Origin of the sequence: Haloarcula sp. KBTZ06 (assembly GCF_048595605.1) — an archaeon.
GTDB lineage: Archaea > Halobacteriota > Halobacteria > Halobacteriales > Haloarculaceae > Haloarcula > Haloarcula hispanica.
Window position 1 is genome coordinate 2163373 of record NZ_CP184337.1, and the last position, 20299, is coordinate 2183671.

General features: G+C 63.3%; 22 protein-coding genes and 1 tRNA gene. 8 read left to right on the top strand and 15 right to left on the bottom strand.

The features are described 5' to 3' along the window. Positions 1 to 13 precede the first annotated feature (13 nt). Both ACNO8S_RS11310 and ACNO8S_RS11315 read right to left on the bottom strand, forming a co-directional pair. A complete protein-coding gene (locus tag ACNO8S_RS11310) occupies positions 14 to 1894 on the bottom strand; it encodes a PAS domain S-box protein (protein ID WP_420181922.1) in 1881 nt (626 codons plus the stop codon). Positions 1895 to 2094: 200 nt separating this feature from the next. Then, entirely contained in the window at positions 2095 to 2337 is a 243-nt protein-coding gene (locus tag ACNO8S_RS11315) for a DUF7123 family protein (protein WP_008312482.1), read from the bottom strand. 253 nt (positions 2338 to 2590) lie between these two features. Between ACNO8S_RS11315 and ACNO8S_RS11320 the strand changes: the two genes are divergently transcribed. After that, entirely contained in the window at positions 2591 to 2989 is a 399-nt protein-coding gene (locus tag ACNO8S_RS11320; RefSeq protein ID WP_420181923.1) for a TRAM domain-containing protein, read from the top strand. 2 nt (positions 2990 to 2991) lie between these two features. On the opposite strand, the gene ACNO8S_RS11325 is transcribed toward ACNO8S_RS11320, so the two are convergent. From ACNO8S_RS11325 to ACNO8S_RS11335, 3 genes are read right to left on the bottom strand one after another with little or no spacing between them, the layout of a single operon-like run. Then, positions 2992 to 3741: a YkgJ family cysteine cluster protein gene (locus tag ACNO8S_RS11325; RefSeq protein WP_151103676.1), complete on the bottom strand. Its 750-nt coding sequence runs from the start codon at positions 3739 to 3741 to the stop codon at positions 2992 to 2994. Between the two features lie 33 nt (positions 3742 to 3774). Further along, positions 3775 to 4563, bottom strand: coding sequence for an MBL fold metallo-hydrolase (locus ACNO8S_RS11330; RefSeq protein WP_151103677.1), 789 nt, complete (start codon positions 4561 to 4563; stop codon positions 3775 to 3777). Positions 4564 to 4572: 9 nt separating this feature from the next. After that, positions 4573 to 4842 carry a MarR family transcriptional regulator gene (locus ACNO8S_RS11335; RefSeq protein WP_004591318.1) on the bottom strand — a complete coding sequence of 90 codons (270 nt, stop codon included), beginning with the start codon at positions 4840 to 4842 and terminating at the stop codon, positions 4573 to 4575. Between the two features lie 249 nt (positions 4843 to 5091). Here ACNO8S_RS11335 and ACNO8S_RS11340 point away from each other — a divergent pair, with 249 nt between their 5' ends. Continuing rightward, positions 5092 to 5796: a class I SAM-dependent methyltransferase gene (locus ACNO8S_RS11340; RefSeq protein ID WP_014041035.1), complete on the top strand. Its 705-nt coding sequence runs from the start codon at positions 5092 to 5094 to the stop codon at positions 5794 to 5796. 93 nt (positions 5797 to 5889) lie between these two features. Further along, positions 5890 to 6795 carry a glycosyltransferase family 2 protein gene (locus tag ACNO8S_RS11345; RefSeq protein ID WP_014041036.1) on the top strand — a complete coding sequence of 302 codons (906 nt, stop codon included), beginning with the start codon at positions 5890 to 5892 and terminating at the stop codon, positions 6793 to 6795. 55 nt (positions 6796 to 6850) lie between these two features. On the opposite strand, the gene ACNO8S_RS11350 is transcribed toward ACNO8S_RS11345, so the two are convergent. Further along, a complete protein-coding gene (locus ACNO8S_RS11350; RefSeq protein WP_420181924.1) occupies positions 6851 to 7660 on the bottom strand; it encodes an amidohydrolase family protein in 810 nt (269 codons plus the stop codon). Positions 7661 to 7835: 175 nt separating this feature from the next. Between ACNO8S_RS11350 and thsA the strand changes: the two genes are divergently transcribed. Then, the gene (gene thsA / locus ACNO8S_RS11355; RefSeq protein ID WP_420182787.1) at positions 7836 to 9395 is read left to right on the top strand and encodes a thermosome subunit alpha; all 1560 of its coding nucleotides are present in this window, start codon (positions 7836 to 7838) and stop codon (positions 9393 to 9395) included. Positions 9396 to 9503: 108 nt separating this feature from the next. On the opposite strand, the gene ACNO8S_RS11360 is transcribed toward thsA, so the two are convergent. Together ACNO8S_RS11360 and ACNO8S_RS11365 are read right to left on the bottom strand one after the other, a co-directional pair. Further along, positions 9504 to 9935 (bottom strand): DUF371 domain-containing protein, encoded by a 432-nt coding sequence (locus ACNO8S_RS11360; protein WP_420181925.1) that lies wholly within the window; start codon positions 9933 to 9935, stop codon positions 9504 to 9506. Positions 9936 to 9961: 26 nt separating this feature from the next. After that, positions 9962 to 10135 carry a hypothetical protein gene (locus tag ACNO8S_RS11365; RefSeq protein WP_420181926.1) on the bottom strand — a complete coding sequence of 58 codons (174 nt, stop codon included), beginning with the start codon at positions 10133 to 10135 and terminating at the stop codon, positions 9962 to 9964. Positions 10136 to 10243: 108 nt separating this feature from the next. Between ACNO8S_RS11365 and ACNO8S_RS11370 the strand changes: the two genes are divergently transcribed. From ACNO8S_RS11370 to ACNO8S_RS11380, 3 genes are all read left to right on the top strand, one after another. Continuing rightward, the gene (locus tag ACNO8S_RS11370; protein WP_014041041.1) at positions 10244 to 12088 is read left to right on the top strand and encodes a hydrolase; all 1845 of its coding nucleotides are present in this window, start codon (positions 10244 to 10246) and stop codon (positions 12086 to 12088) included. Between the two features lie 267 nt (positions 12089 to 12355). Further along, a complete protein-coding gene (locus tag ACNO8S_RS11375) occupies positions 12356 to 13246 on the top strand; it encodes a coiled-coil protein (RefSeq protein WP_014041042.1) in 891 nt (296 codons plus the stop codon). A gap of 37 nt (positions 13247 to 13283) precedes the next feature. Next, complete coding sequence (locus tag ACNO8S_RS11380) at positions 13284 to 13982, top strand: LysE family translocator (protein ID WP_014041043.1); 699 nt, start codon at positions 13284 to 13286, stop codon at positions 13980 to 13982. On the opposite strand, the gene ACNO8S_RS11385 is transcribed toward ACNO8S_RS11380, so the two are convergent. After that, positions 13977 to 14693, bottom strand: a complete 717-nt coding sequence (locus tag ACNO8S_RS11385) for an HD domain-containing protein (RefSeq protein ID WP_008312457.1) — start codon at positions 14691 to 14693, stop codon at positions 13977 to 13979. The genes ACNO8S_RS11380 and ACNO8S_RS11385 overlap by 6 nt on opposite strands. A 287-nt stretch (positions 14694 to 14980) precedes the next feature. Between ACNO8S_RS11385 and ACNO8S_RS11390 the strand changes: the two genes are divergently transcribed. Continuing rightward, the gene (locus tag ACNO8S_RS11390) at positions 14981 to 15178 is read left to right on the top strand and encodes a hypothetical protein (RefSeq protein WP_008312456.1); all 198 of its coding nucleotides are present in this window, start codon (positions 14981 to 14983) and stop codon (positions 15176 to 15178) included. Here ACNO8S_RS11390 and ACNO8S_RS11395 read toward each other — a convergent pair whose 3' ends face one another. From ACNO8S_RS11395 to sufB, 6 genes are all read right to left on the bottom strand, one after another. Then, positions 15179 to 15907 carry a GNAT family N-acetyltransferase gene (locus ACNO8S_RS11395; RefSeq protein WP_014041044.1) on the bottom strand — a complete coding sequence of 243 codons (729 nt, stop codon included), beginning with the start codon at positions 15905 to 15907 and terminating at the stop codon, positions 15179 to 15181. Positions 15908 to 16190: 283 nt separating this feature from the next. Then, a tRNA-Gln gene (locus tag ACNO8S_RS11400) sits at positions 16191 to 16263 on the bottom strand. 120 nt (positions 16264 to 16383) lie between these two features. Beyond that, a complete protein-coding gene (locus tag ACNO8S_RS11405) occupies positions 16384 to 16818 on the bottom strand; it encodes a metal-dependent transcriptional regulator (protein ID WP_014041045.1) in 435 nt (144 codons plus the stop codon). Further along, positions 16815 to 17297, bottom strand: coding sequence for a hypothetical protein (locus ACNO8S_RS11410; protein ID WP_008312442.1), 483 nt, complete (start codon positions 17295 to 17297; stop codon positions 16815 to 16817). The genes ACNO8S_RS11405 and ACNO8S_RS11410 overlap by 4 nt, the downstream gene beginning before the upstream one ends. Before the next feature lie 342 nt (positions 17298 to 17639). Further along, complete coding sequence (sufD, locus tag ACNO8S_RS11415) at positions 17640 to 18851, bottom strand: Fe-S cluster assembly protein SufD (RefSeq protein ID WP_050036930.1); 1212 nt, start codon at positions 18849 to 18851, stop codon at positions 17640 to 17642. 2 nt (positions 18852 to 18853) lie between these two features. Then, entirely contained in the window at positions 18854 to 20284 is a 1431-nt protein-coding gene (gene sufB, locus ACNO8S_RS11420) for a Fe-S cluster assembly protein SufB (RefSeq protein ID WP_064288868.1), read from the bottom strand. Positions 20285 to 20299: the final 15 nt, after the last annotated feature.

Sequence of the window (20299 nt, forward strand, 5' to 3'; positions counted from 1 at the left end):
TCTTTCCGCCGAGTTACGTCTCCCGGTCAACACCGGTAATTTCGAACCTGGCTCCGCCCGACTCGCTGTCGGTCACACTGACATCCCAGCCGTGGACGGCGGCGATATCGGCCACGATTGCGAGGCCGAAGCCGGTGCCTTCGGGCGCGGTCGAGTAGCCCGCTTCGAACACCGTGTCTCGCTCGTCTTCTGGAACCCCCGGACCGTCATCAGCGACGTAGAAACCGCTGGCGTCGTCGATGTCACCGACAGTAACCGTCACTCCGGTATCGCTTTCGACGATCTCGTCGGACTGTCCCGGACTGCCCACAGAGCCCTGCTCCATGCTGTTTTCGTGCATCTGCGAGAGCGAGGGTTCGGACCCGTGTGCCACGCAGTTCCGAAACAGGTTTTCCAGCAGGCGCTGCAATCGGCGGGGGTCAGCAACGACGACACTGTCCGTATCGGTCACCAGAGTCCCGTTCTCCGTCCCGATAGTCTCCCAGCACGCGCTTGCGGCGGTCTGTAAACTGACGGGCTCGGTGGTCGTCGCCTCGCGTCCGTCCCGTGCCAGCGTCAGGATATCGTCAATGAGCGTCTGCATCCGCTCGTGGGCGTCGTCGATACTGTCGAGGTGGTCGTTGGTCACTGCCTGTTGGGCCAACTCCAAGTGGCCCTGTGCGACTGTCAGTGGCCCCTGAAGGTCGTGGCTGACGACGCTGGCGAAGGACTCCAGTCGATCGTTCTGAACGCGGAGTCTGCGTTCGCGCTCCTTCTGTTCGGTGATATCCTGGATGAACCCCTGAACTGTCCGCTTCTCCGCGCCTTCGACGCGTTTGCCGTGGGTCCGGACCCACCGACAGTCGCCTGTTGCGGTGATGAGCCTGGTCTCGATATCGTACGGTTCCCCGTCTTCGAGGGCCGCATCGACGGCGTCCGAAACCATCTCCCTGTCTTCGGGATGATAGAAGGACAGTCCCTCTTCGATTGTCGGATCGAAGTCGTCGTCGACTCCGTGGATACGGCGAGTGCCCGCTGTCCAGGTCAACGTCCCGGTTTCGTCGAACTCCCAGGCACCGAGGTCGCCGAGTTCCTCCGCCTCGGCGAAAAAGTCCCGTAACTGGGCGAGGTTCTGTTCGTGCTCGATGCGCTCCGTGACGTCCTGGCAGTGCGAGAAGATGGTAACGACATCGCCCGAGTCGTCAGTGACGAGGCGATTGTGCCACTCGACCATGATACGCTCCCCGCCCTTCCGGACGTTCTCGTTGACGCTGTGGTAGCCACCGCTGGCCTCGCTAAGTGCGGACGTGACCGCGTCGACGTGGTCGTAGCTTTCCTCGCTGACGAACACCTCCCACGTCTCGCCGACCAGTTCCTCCTCGGTGTAGCCGAATATCTCTGTGAGAGTGTCGTTGACGCGGACGATTTCGAAGTCCTGGTTATACTCGACGAACCCGAGCGGCGACTGGTCGATAAACAGCGAGAGCCTGTCTTTACTCGCTTCGAGGGCGCGCTGTGACCGGTACTGTTCGACGGCGTTGACGATGCGGTTCGCGAGAAGGGCGTAGTGGCTGGTGTCTGACGTCTTCTGTAGATAGTCTGTGACGCCCGCGGAGATAGCGTCACCGGCGATCTCTTCGCTACCACGGCCCGTGTACAGGATAAACGGGAGATCAGGGTAGTCCTCGCGGACAGATTCGAGGAAGTCGATGCCGTTCTCGCCGGGCATTTCGTAGTCGGAAACGATACAGTCGACCGACTCTGTTTCGAGCAGACGCAGGCCCGCTGCTGCACTCGTCGCGGTCTCGATGTCGAACGCAGGACGCTCTCGCGTGAGGAATGCCGCTGTCGTCTCTGCGTACTGCCGGTCGTCGTCGACGTGAAGCACCCGGATAGCGGAGCCAGCCTCGCCCATTGATGTGTACAACTATGGCTTCAATAGTTATCAATATAGACATTCACCACTTACAATATGTATGGATATATCAGGGATAAATCGTCTGAAACGATGAATGAGCGACGGCACCGAGCGTTCTCTAGAGTAAGATACAGTTTGCACTCACTCGGACGACCGAGTGAGAGTGGGGATGTATCCGCGGTCGAACCGGCACCGGTTCAGGTCTCGACCATCCACGTCGTCGAGGAGGAGTAGCCCCACTTCTCGACGGCCAGATCGTGGTCGCCGTCGGCGATAGCTGTCATGTTCGTCCCGACCTCTTTGGCTGAGAGACCGAGTTCATCACCGATGAGCCGCGATTTGAAATACGTCTGTTCGTCAGCATTGGAACGGAGATACTCCAGAATACGTCGCTGCTTGTCCGAGAGCGGACTGTCGGGGGTTTGTGCGGTGGCGCTCATTAGTACAGTTACTAACAGTATCGAGACACCCTTATGGGATTTGGTACAGACGGTTAACGGCTTGCAGTCTTGCGGTTTTCCCTCGCTCGAACCGGGGATACTGCCGCGAGTTGGGCCACGCGACAGGTAGTTGGTACAGGCGGGAAACACCGTGAGCGCTCGTCGTCGCTCCGCAGTTGGGACGGTCACAGTCGTTCGCTCCGGCAGTTCTTTAGTAATGGCCCGTTTTGTGGCCGAACGGAGGTCTATCACATTGGAAATCTCGGATCAACTGCTGTGTCTGTTCAGTGCCGATATCCGCGACGAGGGGGACCGGTACGTCGTGGAGGTCCCGCGTCGAGAGATCGAGACGGGCGCAGTCGACTCGGGCAGTACCTATCGTGTTGCGCTCATCTCCACAGACGAGGGGACAGAGACGGAGGAGGAGACGGTGTCGGACACGCCACCGGACCAGCCACAGCCGCCGGTCGAACCGGGTGAGACGCGCTACGTCGAGATCGAAGACATCGGGAAGCAGGGCGACGGCATCGCTCGCGTCGAACGCGGCTACGTCATCATCGTTCCGGGGGCCGAAATCGACGAACGAGTCAAGATCGAAGTTACCGAAGTCAAGTCGAACTTCGCGGTCGGCGAGATCATCGACGACGTCTGAAACTACTCGTAGGCACTGCCGTCGGGGCGCTTTGCCCCTTCGGAGTCGTGGACGACGACCTGTCCGGCTGACGGGTCGACGGGCCGGTAGTTGTCGCGGACGCCGATGGCTTCTTCGAGTTCCCGAACGGCGCGTTCCTTGAGCGCCGCCGCCAACTCCTCGGCGTCGGCTCTGGAGATATCCCGGCCGAGTCCCTCACATTCGTGAGCCCGGACCATCCCCTCCTCGTCGACGGCTTCGCCCATCGGCTGGCTCGTCCCGCCCAGCGCGACGCTGAACGGGTAGGTCCGGCAGATGAGCGGGCGGTCGCCGTGGACCGTACAGGCACCCGTGCCATCGTCGTCTTCAGCGTAGAACGTGCAGTCGCCGCAGTCGTCAGTCTGGAGCGCCCACTCGAACGTCTCACCCTCGGGGCCGTCCGGGCCGTCGGCCAGTCCGTACGGCATCGGGCGGGCGACGTCACGGAAGTCGTACTCCCCGGCGGACTGTAGCTGCCTGATCTCGTCGGGAAACACCGTCGCCGTGTGGGGTTCGGCGTCGGTTTCTCCAGAGCCGTCGTTCTCATTCTCACCGGCACCACCGGCGACTCTGTCCGTCTCGTCGGCACCCTCTCCCCTCTCGCCACACGCCGACTCGGCCTTGCAGCAGGCCCCACAGCGGGTGCATTCGAACCCGATGGTCTCGATAGCGTCGGCCAGCTCCGACTCGTCGAGCGTACGGGCCCGTTCGAGTTCGGTTTCCAGGGATTCCACAGCCGTGGTAGCGGGCCGACAGGCAAAAAGGCGTCACTCCGCTGGATGCAGTGCGGCCCGCTCGCCGTCCCACGAAACAGTACCCTCGACGGCGAGCTTTTCGAGATGGGCCAGCACTGTCCCGCGGGCCAGGTCGCGAACGCCAGTGAGGTCCTTGTCGTAGGCGGCGTCGAGGATTTCGTCGAGTGTGTCGGCCCCGTCGTCGTTGACAGCCGCCCGAACACGTTGCTCGCGCTCCAGTCGGTGGCTGATGAGGCGCGCACAGGTCTCCCGTGGGCTCTCGATACGCGGGCCATGGCCCGGTAACAGCACGTCGGGGTTTCTGGCGTGGAGTCGCCGCAGTGACGCGAGATAGGCCCGAACGTCGCCCTCTGGTGCGCCGACGACGACGCTGCCCTCGGCCACGGCGAGGTCGCCGGAGACGACGGTCCCGTCAGTTGCGAAGGCGACGTGCTCCGGCGCGTGGCCCGGCGTGTCGAGGACGGTCACCGGGCCGGCGTCGGTCGGAATCGTCGTCCCGTCGCTGAACAGTTTGTCAGGGGTAACGCCGGTCGCAGCCTCGAATGCGGTCGCCCGGCCACGCCGCGCCCAGACCGTCGCGTTCGTCTCTCTGGCGTAGTGTGCGACGGCACCGGCGTGGTCAGGGTGGTAGTGTGTGAGCGCAATGTGAGCGAGGGTGCGGTCACTGAGAAGCGAATCGAGCGCATCATCCGTATCCGCGGGGTCCACGAGAAGCGCCGCCTCGTCGCCGCAAACGTATGCCGCCGTGGTGCCGGTCGGTGCCCGCGTCGGGACGGGCACGTCGGCCCGCTGCCAGTCCATACCGACGGGTCAGACTGTGAGGAAATAAACCTGTTTGCGTGCGTCAGTGAAGCTGTACCGCGAGTCGACCAGCTCTGACTCCTCCAGTCGGTTCAGGGCGTACCTGACAGTCCGGTCCGGGAGCAGCGAGTTCTCGGCTAGTTCGCCCTGTGACAGCGGGGCGTCGTCCTCCAGCACCTTCGCGACGAGCTTCGCGCTCGGCGGGAGTTCACGCAGGGTGTCGCGGAACTCCTCGTCGGTGAAAGGTGCTGGTGCAGCGTTTTCAGTTAATGCGCTCATAGTGGCTGATATTCCAGACTTACTGGTAAAACTTGGCTATATGCATGACCAAACAATACAGATTCTATGAAGTGTTTAATGTGTCCTTATACAGAACCGCCATCGTGCGGTTCTCGTCGCTATCCGGAAAGTACGACCAGAACTATCAGGGCCGAGAGCGCGAGCGGATCTGACCTGACTGGAAAACAGCCAAACCGATGAAAGGGGATTCCAGTATCGTTTTATCCCCCGCGGGGTGAGCAATACACCGTGAAAGGGCAGGAGTGGTATCAGGCCGACACCGTGGCCGAAGAGTACGAGGCCAAGCGGTTCTCCCGTGGCGGTCGGCTTATCGACCGACGCGAGAAACAGGCCGTCCTCGACGCAATCGGCCCCGTGGCTGACAAGGACGTGTTAGAGGTAGCTTGCGGAACCGGACGGTTCACTGTGATGCTGGCCGAGCGCGGCGCGAACATCACCGGGCTGGACATCTCAGGACCGATGCTCCAGCAGGGCCGTGAGAAAGCACAGGCGACTGGTGTCGACGACCGTGTCGAGTTCATGCGGGGTGATGCGGCCCGGCTCCCGTTCCCGGACGACCACTTCGACACCGTGTTTGCGATGCGCTTTTTCCATCTGGCGGACACGCCGGCGGCGTTCCTCGCTGAGATGCGCCGCGTCTCGAAGGAACAGGTCTTCTTCGATACGTTCAACCGGTTTTCGACCCGGTCGATATACAACTGGGCGCTCCCGATGGGGTCGCGGCTCTACTCCCGCTGGGAGATCGACCGGCTGCTGGACGGAGCCGGACTGGAACTGACCGAGGCGAACCACGACTGGCTGCTTCCCTACGGATTCTACCGGAAGATTCCGAACGAACTGGCCGCCTCGTTCCGCTCGCTCGATACGGCGCTCGGCGGCACGCCACTCGGCGAAAAGCTGGCATCGGTGTCGTACTGGAACACCCATGTGTAGCTCGCCGCCGCTCGGACAGCCCGTTTTCCCTGAATGGATGTCGCCGTCCGTCTCCCGCGACTTTTAAGCGCCTTCGCCGCCGTACCCAGAGGTATGGATATCTCGGTAGTGGTCCCGACGTTGAACGGCCGGGAGGAGCTGTCCGGCTGTCTGGACGCACTCACCGAGCAGGTTCCCGATGCCGAAGTGATTGTGGTCAACGGCCCGTCGGCCGACGGCACGACGGGCATGGTCCGCGACCGGGACGACGTGTCGATCCTCGTCGAGATCGCCGACCGCTCGGTCACGGTCGCCCGCAACGCAGGGATCGACCGGGCAACGGGAGACGTTATCGCGCTCGTCCACCAGGCTCTCTCGGTCGAGTCCGGCTGGGCTGACGCGGTGAAAAACGGGCTCTCGGGGGCAACCCAGGCCATCACCGGGCCGACACACCAGCAACTCTGGGCCGGAATGACGACCGAAACCGAGGAGACGCGGACGATAGCCGGCCGCGACGTGACGTATTTCAATCCCGGAAACGTCGCGTTCGACGCGGAGGTGCTGGAAGCGCTCGACGGGTTCGACGAGTACCTGAACGTTGGCAGCGCCCGGGACTTCGCGCACCGGATGGCCGCCAGTGATTACGGCGTCGACTGGAGCACGGCGATGTGCGTCAGCCGCGAGTTCGAGGCCGACGGCGGCACCACGGAGACCGACTGGAACTGGAAGTACCGCTCGCTCGCCTACCGGCTGGTGAAGAACTACAACGTCCGCCCAACCGTGTTGCGGCGACTCCTCAGCCACGCGGTGAGTGACGCGACGGACGCGCTGATCGATGTCGTGCGCGGGGAGACGACGCCGTCGCAGTGGCTCGGCAACGGGCAGGACGTGTTCGGCGGCGTCGGGTCCGGCATCGTCGACGGCCTCCGCGCACGCGTGACCGACCGGACACCCTGTCGGAACCCGAACGGCCGCTCCGCGCGCGCGGACCGCGCGGTGACTGTGTACGACTGGCGGTAGTAGCGGTAACCGGTACTGGCCGCAACCGTTCGACCGGAATAGGAGTTGTCGGCGGTCAGGGGGCCAGCGCCTCGATGACGCGGTTGGGATTGTTCGAGAACACCTTTCGCATCGCGTCTTCGGGAACGTCCAGTGTCAGAATCTCCATCACGGCCACGTTCGGGTGGACGCTGGGGACGCCGCTCCCGAAGAGAACGCGGTCGGGATGTTCTAACACCGCCCGTTCCATCGGCCCGCGGTAGCGGACCGCGCTGGTGTCGAGATACAGATTATCGTGAGTCTCCAGCAGGTCGATGGCCCGTTCCATCAGGTCCTTCCGGAGCGGGTGCGCGCCGAAATGTGAGAGGATAACCGGGAAGTCATACGCCAGCAGCGACTCAGCGACAGCTTCGGGTCGGAACCCTTCGCCACCGTGGACGATGACAGGCAGCGACACCGACTCTAGTTCTGCGAGCACGTCCTCGTCTGGCAGCCCGTCGGTCGGCGGATGGAGTTTGAAGCCGTAGAACCGGTCGTCGTATGCGTACTGCTCGATGTCTTCCGGGGACGTGTGGTCGTCCGTGCGACTACTTGCGAGGTTGCGAAGGGTCGACCCGGGACCGGTCCCCGGGTCCCGAGCGCCGTTGACTCTGGCGAAGGCGACCATCGGCCGCTCGACAGTCATCCGGGCGACGGCGTTGTTCGCTTTCAGATACGAGCCGTCTCGCTCGCCGGGAAAGACGACGGAGCGGACGACACCGGCCTGGTGCATCTCCCGTTCCAGTTGCTCCGGGTCACCCATACCGTCTCGGGGTCGGCGCTGCTCGTCGGGTTCCAGTCGCGCGTGCACGTCGACGACCCGAAAGCCGTGCTCCAACTCCAGCATCTACTATACGGTGTGTATACTCCCATATTAAAAGGTGTGTAGGTCCAGCCGGGATTACAGGGACAGCACGGCGCTGTCACCCGACGAGCGGTCTACGCCGTTAGAAAGTTTTATATAGAACCGCTTGCCTTGTCTTAAGTGAGGTTCAACACATATGTCATCTGGCCAGCGACGCATGGGCGGCCAGCCTCTTTTCATCCTTGATGAGGACGCCCAGCGCACACACGGGAAGGACGCACAGTCATCGAACATCTCCGCCGGAAAGGCCGTAAGCGAGTCCGTACGGACCACGCTCGGTCCCCGCGGCATGGACAAGATGCTCGTCTCCGACGACGGTGATGTGGTCATCACCAACGACGGGGCGACCATCCTCTCCGAGATGGACATCGAACACCCCGCGGCCCAGATGATCGTCGAAGTCGCCCAGACCCAGGAGGACGAAGTGGGCGACGGCACGACGACGGCGTCCGTGCTGGCCGGGGAACTGCTGACGAAAGGCGAGGACCTGCTCGATGACGACGTCCACCCGACAACAATCGTCGAGGGGTACTCCGCCGCGGCCGAACTCGCACAGGACGCTATCAACGAGCTCGTCCTCGACGTCGACCTCGACGACGAGACACTCGTCGAAGTTGCCGAGTCCTCGATGACCGGCAAGGGAACCGGTGACGTCGAGGCCGAGAAACTCGCCGAAGTCGTCGTCGACGCCGTCCGCCACGCCAAGAGCGACAACGGCGTCCGCCGGGACAACATCGAAGTCCACACCCAGACGGGTGCGGCTTCCTCCGCGACCAAGCTCGTCGAGGGCGTTATCGTCGACGAGACGGCCGTCCACGACAACATGCCGACCTCGGTCGAGGACGCGTCCATCGCGGTCATCGACACCGAACTCGACGTCCGCGAGAGCAACATCGACGCCGAGTACAACGTCTCCAGCGTCGACCAGCTCAACGCCGCGCTCGACGCCGAGGACCAGGAACTCAGCGGCTACGCCGAGGAAGTCGTCGAAAGCGGCGCTGACGTGGCCTTCGTCACCGAGGACGTCGCCGACCGCGTCGCCTCCCAGCTCGCCAAGGAAGGCGTCTTCGTCGCCGACAGCATCGGCTCCTCGACCGCCAAGGACATCGTCGAGGCCACCGGCGCGAAGCGCGTCGGCTCGCTGGAAGCCCTCGACGAGGACTCGCTCGGCCACGCCGACAGCGTCGACGTCGAGAAGCAGGGCGACGACGACGTGACGTTCATCACCGGCGGCGCGACCGCCGAGTCCGTCACGGTCATCGCCCGCGGCTCCACCGAACACGTCGTCGACGAGCTCGAACGCGCGCTCAACGACGCGCTCGACACCGTCATCGCCGCGCTCGACGCCGGCGGTGTGGTCCCCGGCGCAGGCGCGACTGAGATCGCCATCGCCGACCACATCCGCTCCGAAGCGGCGTCCATCGAGGGCCGCAAGCAGCTCGCCGTCGAAGCGTTCGCCGACGCCGTCGACGTGCTGCCCCGCACGCTCGCGGAGAACACGGGCCTCGACGCCATCGACGCGCTCGTCGACCTCCGCGCCGAACACGAGAGCGAGGGCATCGCCGGCATCATCAGCGAAGGCCAGACCGGCGTCGTCGGTGACCCCGTCGACTACGGCATCCTCGACCCCGCCGCTGTCAAGCGCGAAGCGGTCGACTCCGCCACCGAGGCGGCAACGATGATCGTCCGTATCGACGACGTCATCTCGTCGAGTTAAGCGAGGTCGCAGCGCGACCTCGACACGAGCGGCATCGCCGCGAGTGTTCACAATCTGTTTTCTTTTGACTGTGCCAGAGAGCGGCGCGACCGCTGTAGAAACTACCGCTCAGTCGCCGCTGGGTTCGACAGAAAGCGTCAGCGTCGCATCGTGGCCGTCAGCGAGCGCTTCGACGAGGTCCCGGTCCACGTCGCCGGCTGCCGCGTCGGCGTTCACCATCACGGTCCGGTCATCGACGTAGTCGCTCGTCCGCAGGACGTGGCTGCGGTCGTTCTCGAAAGACAGGTCGGGGTGGCCGGTCCCGGTCACAGTGACGGTCTGATCGCCAGCTTCGATAGTTGCCGTAATCGTCGCGTCGGCGTCCTGGCAGGCCGTCACGAACTCGCTGTCGAAGTCGGCGGGGACGCGGTCGGCTTCGATAGCGAGGATGCAGTCACCTGCAGGAGTCAGAAAGTCGTCGCTCGTCACTTCCAGCGTGCTGGCGTGCTCGCCGGAGACGTTCTCGTGGCCCTGTGCGTGGACCACTTCCTCGAGTGTCATACCTCCCGGTCACTGCCGGGCGTACTTCAGCGGGACGAATCCGACCTGACGACGGTAACCGTCACCGCACCGCAGGCGCACTCGTGGGCCTCGCGGCGGCCGGCCTCGGTCTCGAACACCAGCGCTGGCTCGCCGAGCGGGCGCTCGCAGTGCTGGGCCTCGCAGGTCGGTGTCGCCGCCTCGTGTAGTTCGGTGAGCATATCTGGATAGTAGATGGCTACCTATGTCAAGGCGAGCCATCCCCGTAGTGAAAGTGAAAGTGAAGCCGTGGGGCAAAGGATATGCCCCCGCGGAACGGGCCACAAGGTATGTCGCTGGAGTGGCGCGGCGCGGCGGTTGCGCCGGACGACGAGATGCCGTCCCCGGAGTCGTGGGAACCGGTGTCAGTGCCCGGCCGGCCCGAGGGGTTCGCCGGCGCCGAGGCCGTGGCCTACGAAACGACGTTCTCGGACCCGCGGGACGAGAGCGATGCACACACGCTGCTGGTGCTGAACGGAGCGTACGCGCACACGCGCGTGTGGTGCAACGGGGATCTGCTCACCAGCCACGACGCCTACTTCGAACCGCTCCGGGTTCGACTCCCCGAGAGCGAGGAGTACCGGATCGTCGTGGAGTGTCGCGCGCCGGCGGACCGTTTCGGCGGGTTGCACGCGACCGACCAGCTACCGCCGGAGCGCTGTGTCCCGGGCATCTGGTGGGACGCACGGCTCGAAACCCGGCCCGACCCCTGCGTGAGCGAGCTTTCGGCCCAGCCACAGGTATCGGAAGCCGACGTAACCGATGCGACAGTGGAAGTGTCGGCGACTGTCCTGTCCGAAGAGCCGCTTGACGACCGGATTACGCTCTCACTCCGGCCGGAGGGTGACGTTCGTGGCGGCGGGATGATGGACCGCGCTCGCGTCTCGACTGACGAGGAGACGACGTCGGTGACCTACACGATAGACGTGCGCGACCCGTCGCTGTGGTGGCCCCACGACCGCGGCGAGCAGTCCCGCTACGTCCTCAGCGCGAAGCTCGATGACGACGAACACTCGGTGACGACGGGACTACGTACTGTTTCGTACGACGACGGCCTGCAGGTCAACGGCGAGGAGGTGCCGGTTCGCGGCGTGACACTGCTGGACCCGACCGCGGAGGACGTCGTGCGGGCCGTCGACGCCAACGCAAATCTGGTCCGGGTTCGGGCGCAGGGGACGCCGCCCGAAGTGGCCCGCGCCTGTGACGACCACGGCGTCCTGCTCTGGCAGGACCTCCCGTTGTCGGGCCCCGGTTCGTTCGACAACGAACGGGGAACCAATCTCGCGGCACGGCTCGATGCGACCTACGCGCAGCATCCCAGTTTCGCGGCGGTCGGCGTTCACGACGAGCCAGTGTCACCCTACGCCGACGGCCTTGGGTCCGGGTTCCTCGACCGACTACGCTTTCGCTGGCGGGCCTGGCGAACCGGATACGACAGCACCGAGGCCGAGACCGTGGCTGGGGCCGTGGACTCCGTCCCGACGTTCCCGGTGGTCGGCCCGCCCGGAATCGACCCCGACGCGGCCACGCTGTACCCGGGGTGGCGGTACGGCGACACGGCCGACCTCCCATGGCTCTGTTCCCAGTTCGGCGTCGGCGACGTCGTCGCCGGCTTCGGGGCCGGCGCGCTCGGGACGGCCGACCCGGTGGATACCCCGGGGTTCGACCGCGCCCGGCACGACCGCCACATCGACGACGGGGTGGCTGGGTCACAGGCGTACCAGGCTGACGTCGTCCGCGAGGTGGCCGAGGGATTGCGCCAGCGCCGCGCACCGGTCGTCGTCCTCGACAGCCTCCGGGACGTCGGCGACGCGGGCATGGGTGTACTCGCCGCTGACGGGAGCGAAAAGACGGCACACGACGTGCTCGCCGACAGCTACGAGCCCACACAGGTCGTCCTCTCCGCACCCAGTCCCGGAGAGCGGGACGTCGTCGTCCTCCACGACAGGCCGGAGAGCACGAACCTCACCGTCGAGTGGGACTGCAACGGCGAGCGCGAGCAGGCCGAACACACTGTCGGTCCTTTCGCCCGCGTCCCCGTCGACACGCTCACGCTGTCGGCCGGCGACGAAGTGACACTCGCCGTCACCGACGGGCAGCGGGTCGTCAAAAACGAATACACCATTAGCCAGTAATATATGTCCGTGATATACAAGGGTAATCCGGTGAGGTTACGACCGGTTCACCCGCCGAATTGGGGCGTGTGAGACGTTGACGCGGTATTCAATGCACCGGAATGTTTAAACAATATCCACCTCTATTTGTAGACACCAGAACGCTTCCGCGTTCAGGCAGTATCGCTTTCAGCCCAACATGAGAGGGAACCCTTGTTATTGGTGTCAGCCCCTCAGTAGTGGGCCGACTGTCTGTGCTGAAGCGGTGATGGCATAGAGGATTCAACAATGGCAGACTCGATAGACGAATCAAAGAACGTTACAGTAACCGAAGAGGATCTCGAAAACAAATCGAAAGGCGAGCTTATCAAACTCGCCGGCCAGCTCCGCGACCGACGGAACGAGCTGAACCAGATGGCGTCCGAGCGGGCCTCCGCCCGTGACGACCTGAACGCGAAGACTCGCGAGAAGGTCGACGAGGCCCAGGAACACCGCGAGAAGCGCGACGAGCTCAACGAGCAGGTTCAGGAGCACAAGGACCAGCGCAACGAGCTCAATGCGGAAGCAAACGAGCTGTTCGACAAGGTCGACAACCTGAAAAACGACCTCGAACTCGACGAGGGCACGTCGGTCGAACAACTCAAAGAGGAGATCGAAGACCTCGAGTTCAAGCAACAGACCGAAGTGCTCTCCTCGGAGGACGAGAAGGAGCTCATCGAGAAGATCGAGACCAAGCGCGAGAAGCTCCAGGAGAAACAGGAGAAGCTCGACCAGGGCGGCGACCTCGAAGAGCTCAAAGAGGAAGCGGAAGAGGTCCGCTCGGAAGCCTCAAAGCACCACCAGAAGGTCACGGAACTGGCCGACGAGGCCCAGAAGCACCACAACGAGATGATCGAGGCCTACCGCGAGGCCGACGAGATCCGTGACGAGGCCGACGAGAAGCACGAGGAGTTCGTCGAAGCGCAGGAAGCGGCCGACCAGCACCACGAAGACTTCGTCCGCGTCCAGAAGCGCCTGCGCGAACTCGACAAGAAGGAAGAGGAGCAGGAGCGCTCCCAGCGCGAGGAGAAGCAGGAAGCCGCGCGCGAGGAAGCCGAGGAGATTTATCAGAAGTTCAAGGAGGGCGAGACCCTCGACACCGAGGACCTGATGAAGCTCCAGAAGGCCGGCAAGCTGTAAGTCTGTAGGATTTTCTCTCTGTTTTCACCGATTGTAGATGCATCACTCACTCGGCCTGCTCCAGCTCGGCGCGCTCTCGCTCGTCCCGACAGCTCTCGGTGGAGTCCTGTTCGGCCTCGCACTCGCCGCGCCACCGGGTCCGATGAACGCCGTCATTGCTGAGGAGAGCGCACTGCGGGGCTGGCGGGCCGGCTTTTTCGCCGGCCTCGGCGCGATGACCGCTGACGCCTGTTTCCTCGTGCTCGCCGTGCTCGGCGCTGCAACAGTCATCACCGAGACGCCAGGCGTTCGGCGCGTGATGGTCGGGGCCGGCGGGCTCCTGATGCTCTGGTTCGCCTACGGTGCAGTCAAAGAAGCGAATACAACAGTTACCGAGGGGGACTCGTCGGTCACGTCTGGGGACAGTCGCGGCTTTCGCAAGGCACTCGTGCTGGCGCTGACCAACCCCTATCAGGTCGCCTTCTGGCTCACCGTCGGCGTCGGCCTCCTCGAACCCGGTGTGGTCGACGTGGCGTCGTACGTGCCTGCGGTCGGGACTGATGCGCTAACCGTCCAGACCGGACATCCGGTGCTGCTGGGTGGGTTTTTCGGCGGTATCGGCCTCTGGATCACGGGGTTTCCGGCGGCGATTGTCGCCGCGAGAACGCGTATCGAGCGGCTCGCACCGCTAATCGCGTGGGTCAGCGCTGCTGTTCTCGCCGGGACCGGCGTCCTGTTCCTGCTGCGAGCGCTATGAGTCGCCCATCCCGGTCGCCACGTCATCGAGGTCGTCTTCGACGGCCATTTCGGCGACCTCCATCGTCAGCCACTCCTGGAACCAGCGGGTCCGCTTGAGCCGCTGGTGGACGATGGACTCAGCGGTGTCGCTCTGAACACGCTCGCGGGCATCCTCGCCGCGCTCGATGACCCGGTCGACCATCTCGGCCGCGTCCATGTGCGTCCGGGACTCATAGCCCATCCGCAACAGCATCAGGGCGGTCCCGTTCGCGCCCACCTTATCCAGAATGTCCGCCTCGATGAGACACTGTACTTCCAGGGGTAGGTCGTCCAGCGGCCCCTGATACGAGTGGGCATCGACGGCGGAGCAGACCTGTTCGATAAACGATTCGGGGTAGTCACCGTGTGCCTTCAGGTACTCGCGTGCGATCCGAGCGCCGGCTTCCGCGTGGAGGTCCTGCTCGGCTTCCAGTTTCGCGATGTCGTGAAACAACGCTGCCACGCGAGTCACGTCCACGTTCGCCCCTTCCTTGCGGGCGATTTTTGTCGCGATGTCGACGACGTTGAGGATGTGGTTGAAGCGGTATTCCGCGGAGTGCCACGGGTACCAGCGCATGCGGCCGCCCTCTTCTTCGTTTTCGACGCTCGCCGCAAGGTAGTCGTGGACGAACTCCTTCATATCCTCGAACGCGTCGGCTGAGACAGGTGACTCCCTAATCTCGACGCCCACAGCACCACCTCCGGAGACGGATTTCGATAGTCATCTTACACATATAGACGTACGTTCGACTCTTTAGCGTTACGACAGGGAGAACGGCTGCCACACCCGGTATTTCTGTCTGCAAACAGCGTCACAGAACCGGCCTTCGGAGCGGTTGTCCGGACGCCGGACAGCCACCATCCCTGGCCCCGACTCCGTGTCGAGTTGGGTCGCTGTCGGGTGACTGCCGACGACTGGTTCTCAACGGCTGAGAACATTAGTCCGGCTTTTTACAGCTAATAGATAAATCAGTACATATGCCTCTCCAGCCACTCCACACGCCCGTCGGCGATGTGTCGATCGTTACCCACGCGATAAACGAACACGCAGTGACTGACGTACTCGTCGGCGTCGGTATCGCCCTGTGTCTGTTCGGACTGTACTACAAGCTGATACTGGTCCCGGCGAACAGGCAGGAATCGTCACAGCGCTCGGGAGACCAGTCGCCCCCGTAATTACAGGTAGGCGGCGTCCCAGCGCATCGGCTTGCGAACGTTCCCGCAGTTGTCACATTCGATGCGCCCCATCGAGTCCATCGCGTTCGCCAGCGTCTCGCAGTTACTGCAGTAGTAGCCGTAGCGGTCGCTGCCCTCCTCTGTGACGTGGACCACATGGAACGGCGCCATCGACCCTGACTCGTGGTTGTTGTGGTCGACGTAGACCGTCCGACCGTCGTCAGTTACGGGTTCGCGACCGAGTTCGTCGGCGTCGGTGTAGAGGTTCTCGACGTAGGTTCGTCCGGCGATGTCGACTTCACCCGTGCCGGCGCGTTCGAAGCCGCGGTCCTCGTAGAAGCTGTTGCCCTCGACGTTGTCGGCCAGCACGCGCCCCTGGAGTGTCTCGGCACCCCGGTCATGGAGTTCCCCGTGGGTCTCGTCGAACAACGCTGACCCAATCCCCTCGCCGCGGTATGCCGGGTCGACGTGCAGCCAGAGAATCGTCCCGATACTGTCGCCCGACAGGACGCTCTCGGAGAGGCCGACCACCTGCCCGTCCTGCTCACCGACGAGAATCAACCGATTACTATCGTCGTCCAGCACTTCCTCGATGCGCGCTTCGTCGTACCACTCCTCGATAGCGCTCGTAATCGCCTTCGGCCCCAGCGAATACGACGCCTCTAGTGAGCGACGCGCCACGTCACGGATAGCCGGCCGATCCGACGGCACTGCCTCCCTGATTTTCATATGCCACTAGTTGGCACGGAACATCATAAATCTACAGTTCAGTGTCAGAATTTGTGACACCCGTTGGGCTATTCATGCGAGGACACCGCGAATTGTGACCTCGACCGGCCTGTAGCTATCCTGTCCACTCGCTTGCGCGTCGGACAGGAATGCGGGCGCTGTTCGTGCTCATGTCGTAGGGTACTTCGGGCGGATTCGAACCGCGGTCGCTCCGCGTTGCTCCACTCCCTGCTTTGAATCCGCTGAACATATTTGTCGCTCGCGGTGTTGCTCGCGACAAAAGTAGTCCCGGGCGGATTCGAACCGCCGTCAAGGGCTCCAAAGGCCCTTATGATTGGCCACTACACCACGGGACTTCGCTTCGCTCGTCCCGCGTACCTCGCAGAACCGTCCGGTTCTGCTCACCACCACGGGACTGCACTTACCGCGTTCGGAATAATCGACGGAACGCACTTGAACGCTTCGAGAGCGGGCGGTCAGTCGCTGGTGACTTCGGCCTCGACTTCGAGCAGGCCACAGACGTCACCCTCGGGGTCGAAACAGTCCGGACACTGCGGTTCGCGGTCGATAATCGTATCGAGGCGATCAGCGACCGTTTCGTCGATGACGCCCTCCAGTTGTTTTGCCTCGGCCTGGAACTCCTCGACCTCTAGCACTTCGATGAGGAACCGCTCGATGATGCAGTAGTTCTGGAGCGCCTCGCGAGCCTGTGCGATGCCGTCGTCGGTGAGGTCGACGCCCTTGTACTTCTCGTGGTTCAGCAGCCCTCGGTTTTCGAGTTTGCCGATCATCTCGTTGGCGCTGGCCGGACTGACATCGAGCATGTCGGCCACGTCGCCGGTGGATGCCGGACCGTCTTCTTGCTGTTGCGTGAGATAGATCGCTTTCAGATACTGGGCCTGCGTGTTCATTGATAGTCCTCCATCAGGTCGGTCACGTCTTCGACACCCTCTGCTTCGTCCTCGCGGATATCCGACAGCACGGCAAGCAGCCGCTCGCGGTCGATGGTGAATGTCACGTCGGACGCCTCGATGGCTTCGATGAGGTCGTCGTAGAACTTGTACGCCGTCTCCTCGTTACAGAGTTGGTCGTACAGCACGCCGTCGAAGTCCTTGTCGGCTTCGTACTGGGCCTCGACTAGCATCTCGATTTCCTCGAAGGGGACGGTGTCCGCTTCGAGGTCGTCGATGAGCGCCTCCAGTTGCCGGCGGTGCTCGGCCGACTCCGTCTCGGCGTGCGCGAGGAGGTCGAGCACCGCCTGTTCGTGCTCTCCGCTCGTTTCCTCGGCATGCTTGGCCGACCGTGCCTCGACGACCTCTTCGAGGACGATACCGATCTGTAGCAACCGGGCGAGCTGATGGTCGGATGCGACCGGCTGTGTAAGACTCACGGCAACACCCCCACTCGGCACTGTGCTGCAGTCATACACGTAGTTCGGGGAGGCCCGGACTTAAGCGGTTCCCTGTCGTCGAGCCCGCGTTTCGCTCCGGTAGGGGACGTTCTCAATCTCCGCCTGCCGAGCACTCGTATCAGGCGGACCGCCACGATACCGGCGCGAATGAAATGAGCGTAGACGACATCAAGCAACGCTCTGATGAGCCCGCGTTTACAGCCCTACGGGCTATTCACGAAGACGCCGCGGGAACAGAGTTCCCGCGAGCCTGTGCTCGCGTTACTCGTGCAGACACCGGGTGAGCAAAGCTCTCCCGAGACTTCGTTCGTAGCCTACCGGCTACTCACGAAGACGCTCGTAAATCAGCTGGTCGAGGTCCTCGCGGAGTTCGTCGACCTGCACTTCTTCGAGCACGGGGACGTAGAACCCTTCGACGAGCATGTTCTTCGCTCGCTCAGGGTCGACACCGCGGGAGGTCATGTAGAACATGTCCTCTTCGTCGACCTGCCCGACCGTCGCGGAGTGGGAGGCCTCGGTGTCGTGGTTGTTGATGATGAGCTTCGGCGACGCGTCGGCCTCGGAGTCGTCAGAGAGCATGAGCGTGTTCTCACGCTGGTACGACGACGTGTCCCAGGCCTCGCGACCGACGTCCTGAACGCCCTCGTACACCGAACGGGCGTCGTCGTCGAGGACGCCGCGGGTGACGAGGTCGGCGATGGTGTGTTCGGCCTCGTGCCAGACACGCGACGCGATGTCGAAGTGCTGGTCCTCGTGGCCGAAGAAGGCCCCGAGAATCTGGGACTCCGAGGAGTCGCCGAGCAGTCGGGTCTCGACGTTGGACTTGGTCAGGCGGGAGCCGATGTTGCCGTCGATCCAGTTGACCGTGGCGTAGGTGTCGGCGTGGCCGCGCTTGACCTGGAAGTTGTAGGTCTCTTCCGAGAGGTTCTGGAGCGCGCCGTACTGGACGTAGGCGTTCTCCTCGGCGACGACCTCGACGATACCGGAGTAGTACTGGTCAGCGTCGGTCGTCTCGCCCGTCTGCTGGCGCTCCAGAATCGTGACCGAGGAGGACTCCTCGGCGAGGACGAGCGTGTAGTTGAACAGCGACTGGCTGTTCATCGTTGTCCGGATCTTCACGTCCTCGGCGTCGACGCCCTCGGGGACGTAGACGACTGTCCCGGCCGAGAACAGGGCCGTCGACAGCGCAGTGAGGTAGTCCCGCTGCGGGTCGACAACGCTGCCGAAGTGTTCCTTGACGAGGTCCGCGTGCTCGTCGAGCGCCTCGCTCCAGGACAGCACTTCGACGCCCTCTGCGTCGACGCGGTCCTTGTCCTGGGCGTAGTCGAGCGGGTCGACCAGCGACTCATATTCGAGCGCGTCGAGGTTCGTCCAGGTGCGACCCGGCGTCCGGATGACGTCCGGCATGTCGAGCTCTTCGAGCGCTGCGAGCGCGTCCTTTCGCGTCTCGAGCAGCCACTCGGGCTCGCCGAGGTCGTCTGAAATCTGTTCCACCTGGGTCTCTGTGAGATTGGCGTGTACCTGCGTACTCATGGTTATCCGAGCGACCCCTCCATCTCAAGCTCAATGAGGCGGTTCAGCTCAACGGCGTACTCAATCGGCAGTTCCTCCGTGATCGGCTCGATGAAGCCGGCGACGATCATCTGCTTCGCGTCGTCGTCGTCCAGTCCGCGGGACTGGAGGTAGAAGACGTCCTCGTCGCCGATCTTGCCGACGGTCGCCTCGTGGGCGACGTCGACTTTGGACTCCTTGATCTCCATGTACGGCATCGTGTCCGACGTGGACTCGTTGTCGAACATCAGGGCGTCACACTCGACGGAGGTCGAGGAGTCCTCGGCTCCGTCGGCGATGTGGACGAGGCCACGGTAGTTCGTGCGGCCGCCGTCCTTGCTGATGGACTTGGACTCGATGGTGGATTTCGTATCAGGCGCGTTGTGGTAGACCTTCGCGCCCGTGTCGATGTCCTGGCCCTCGCCGGCGAAGGCGATGGTGATGTGGTTGTCCGTCGCGCCGGGACCCTTGAGAACGGTGGAGGGGTACAGCATCGTGGCCTTCGAGCCCATGCTGCCCGAGACCCACTCCATCGTGCCGTCGGCCTCGCAGATGGCGCGCTTGGTGTTGAGGTTGTACGTGTTCTTCGACCAGTTCTGCACCGTCGAGTACTGGACGTGCGCGTTCTCCTTGACGAACACTTCGACGCCGCCGGAGTGGAGGTTGAACTCGGAGTACTTCGGGGCGGAACAGCCCTCGATGTAGTGGACCTCGGAGTTCTCCTCGGCGATGATGAGCGTGTGCTCGAACTGGCCCATGCCGTCGGAGTTCATGCGGAAGTACGCCTGGACCGGCATGTCGACCGTGGTGTCCTCGGGGACGTAGACGAACGACCCGCCGGACCAGATGGCACCGTGCAGCGCCGCGAACTTGTTGTCGCTCGGCGGCACGGCCTTGGTCATGAAGTACTCTTTGAGGATGTCTTCGTGCTCCTGGACGGCCTTGTCCATGTCACAGAAGATGACGCCCTTGTCCTCCCAGCGCTCCTGCATGTTCTGGTAGACAATCTCGGACTCGTACTGCGCGCCGACGCCCGAGAGGGCGTTCTTCTCGGCTTCCGGGATGCCCAGTTTGTCGAAGGTGTCCTGAATCTCTTCGGGGAGATCGTTCCAGTCGTCGACGCCGCCGCGTGTCTCGATGTCGGGGCGAATGTACGGGACGATTTCGTCCACGTCGACCTCGGAGAGGTCGGGTGCGCCCGGCCAGCCGGTCGGCATCGGCATTTCCTGGTACTGCTCGAGCGCGCGCAGGCGGCGTTCGAGCATCCACTCGGGCTCGTCCTTGTCTTCGGAGATGACCCGGATGGTCTCCTCCGTGAGGCCCTTTTCGGCTTCGAAGGCGGACTTCTCCTCTTTCTTGAACTCGAAGCGCTTCTCGGTGTCGGTCTCTTTGAGGTGGTCTTGATCTGAACTCATAGTGTGTGTAATGTT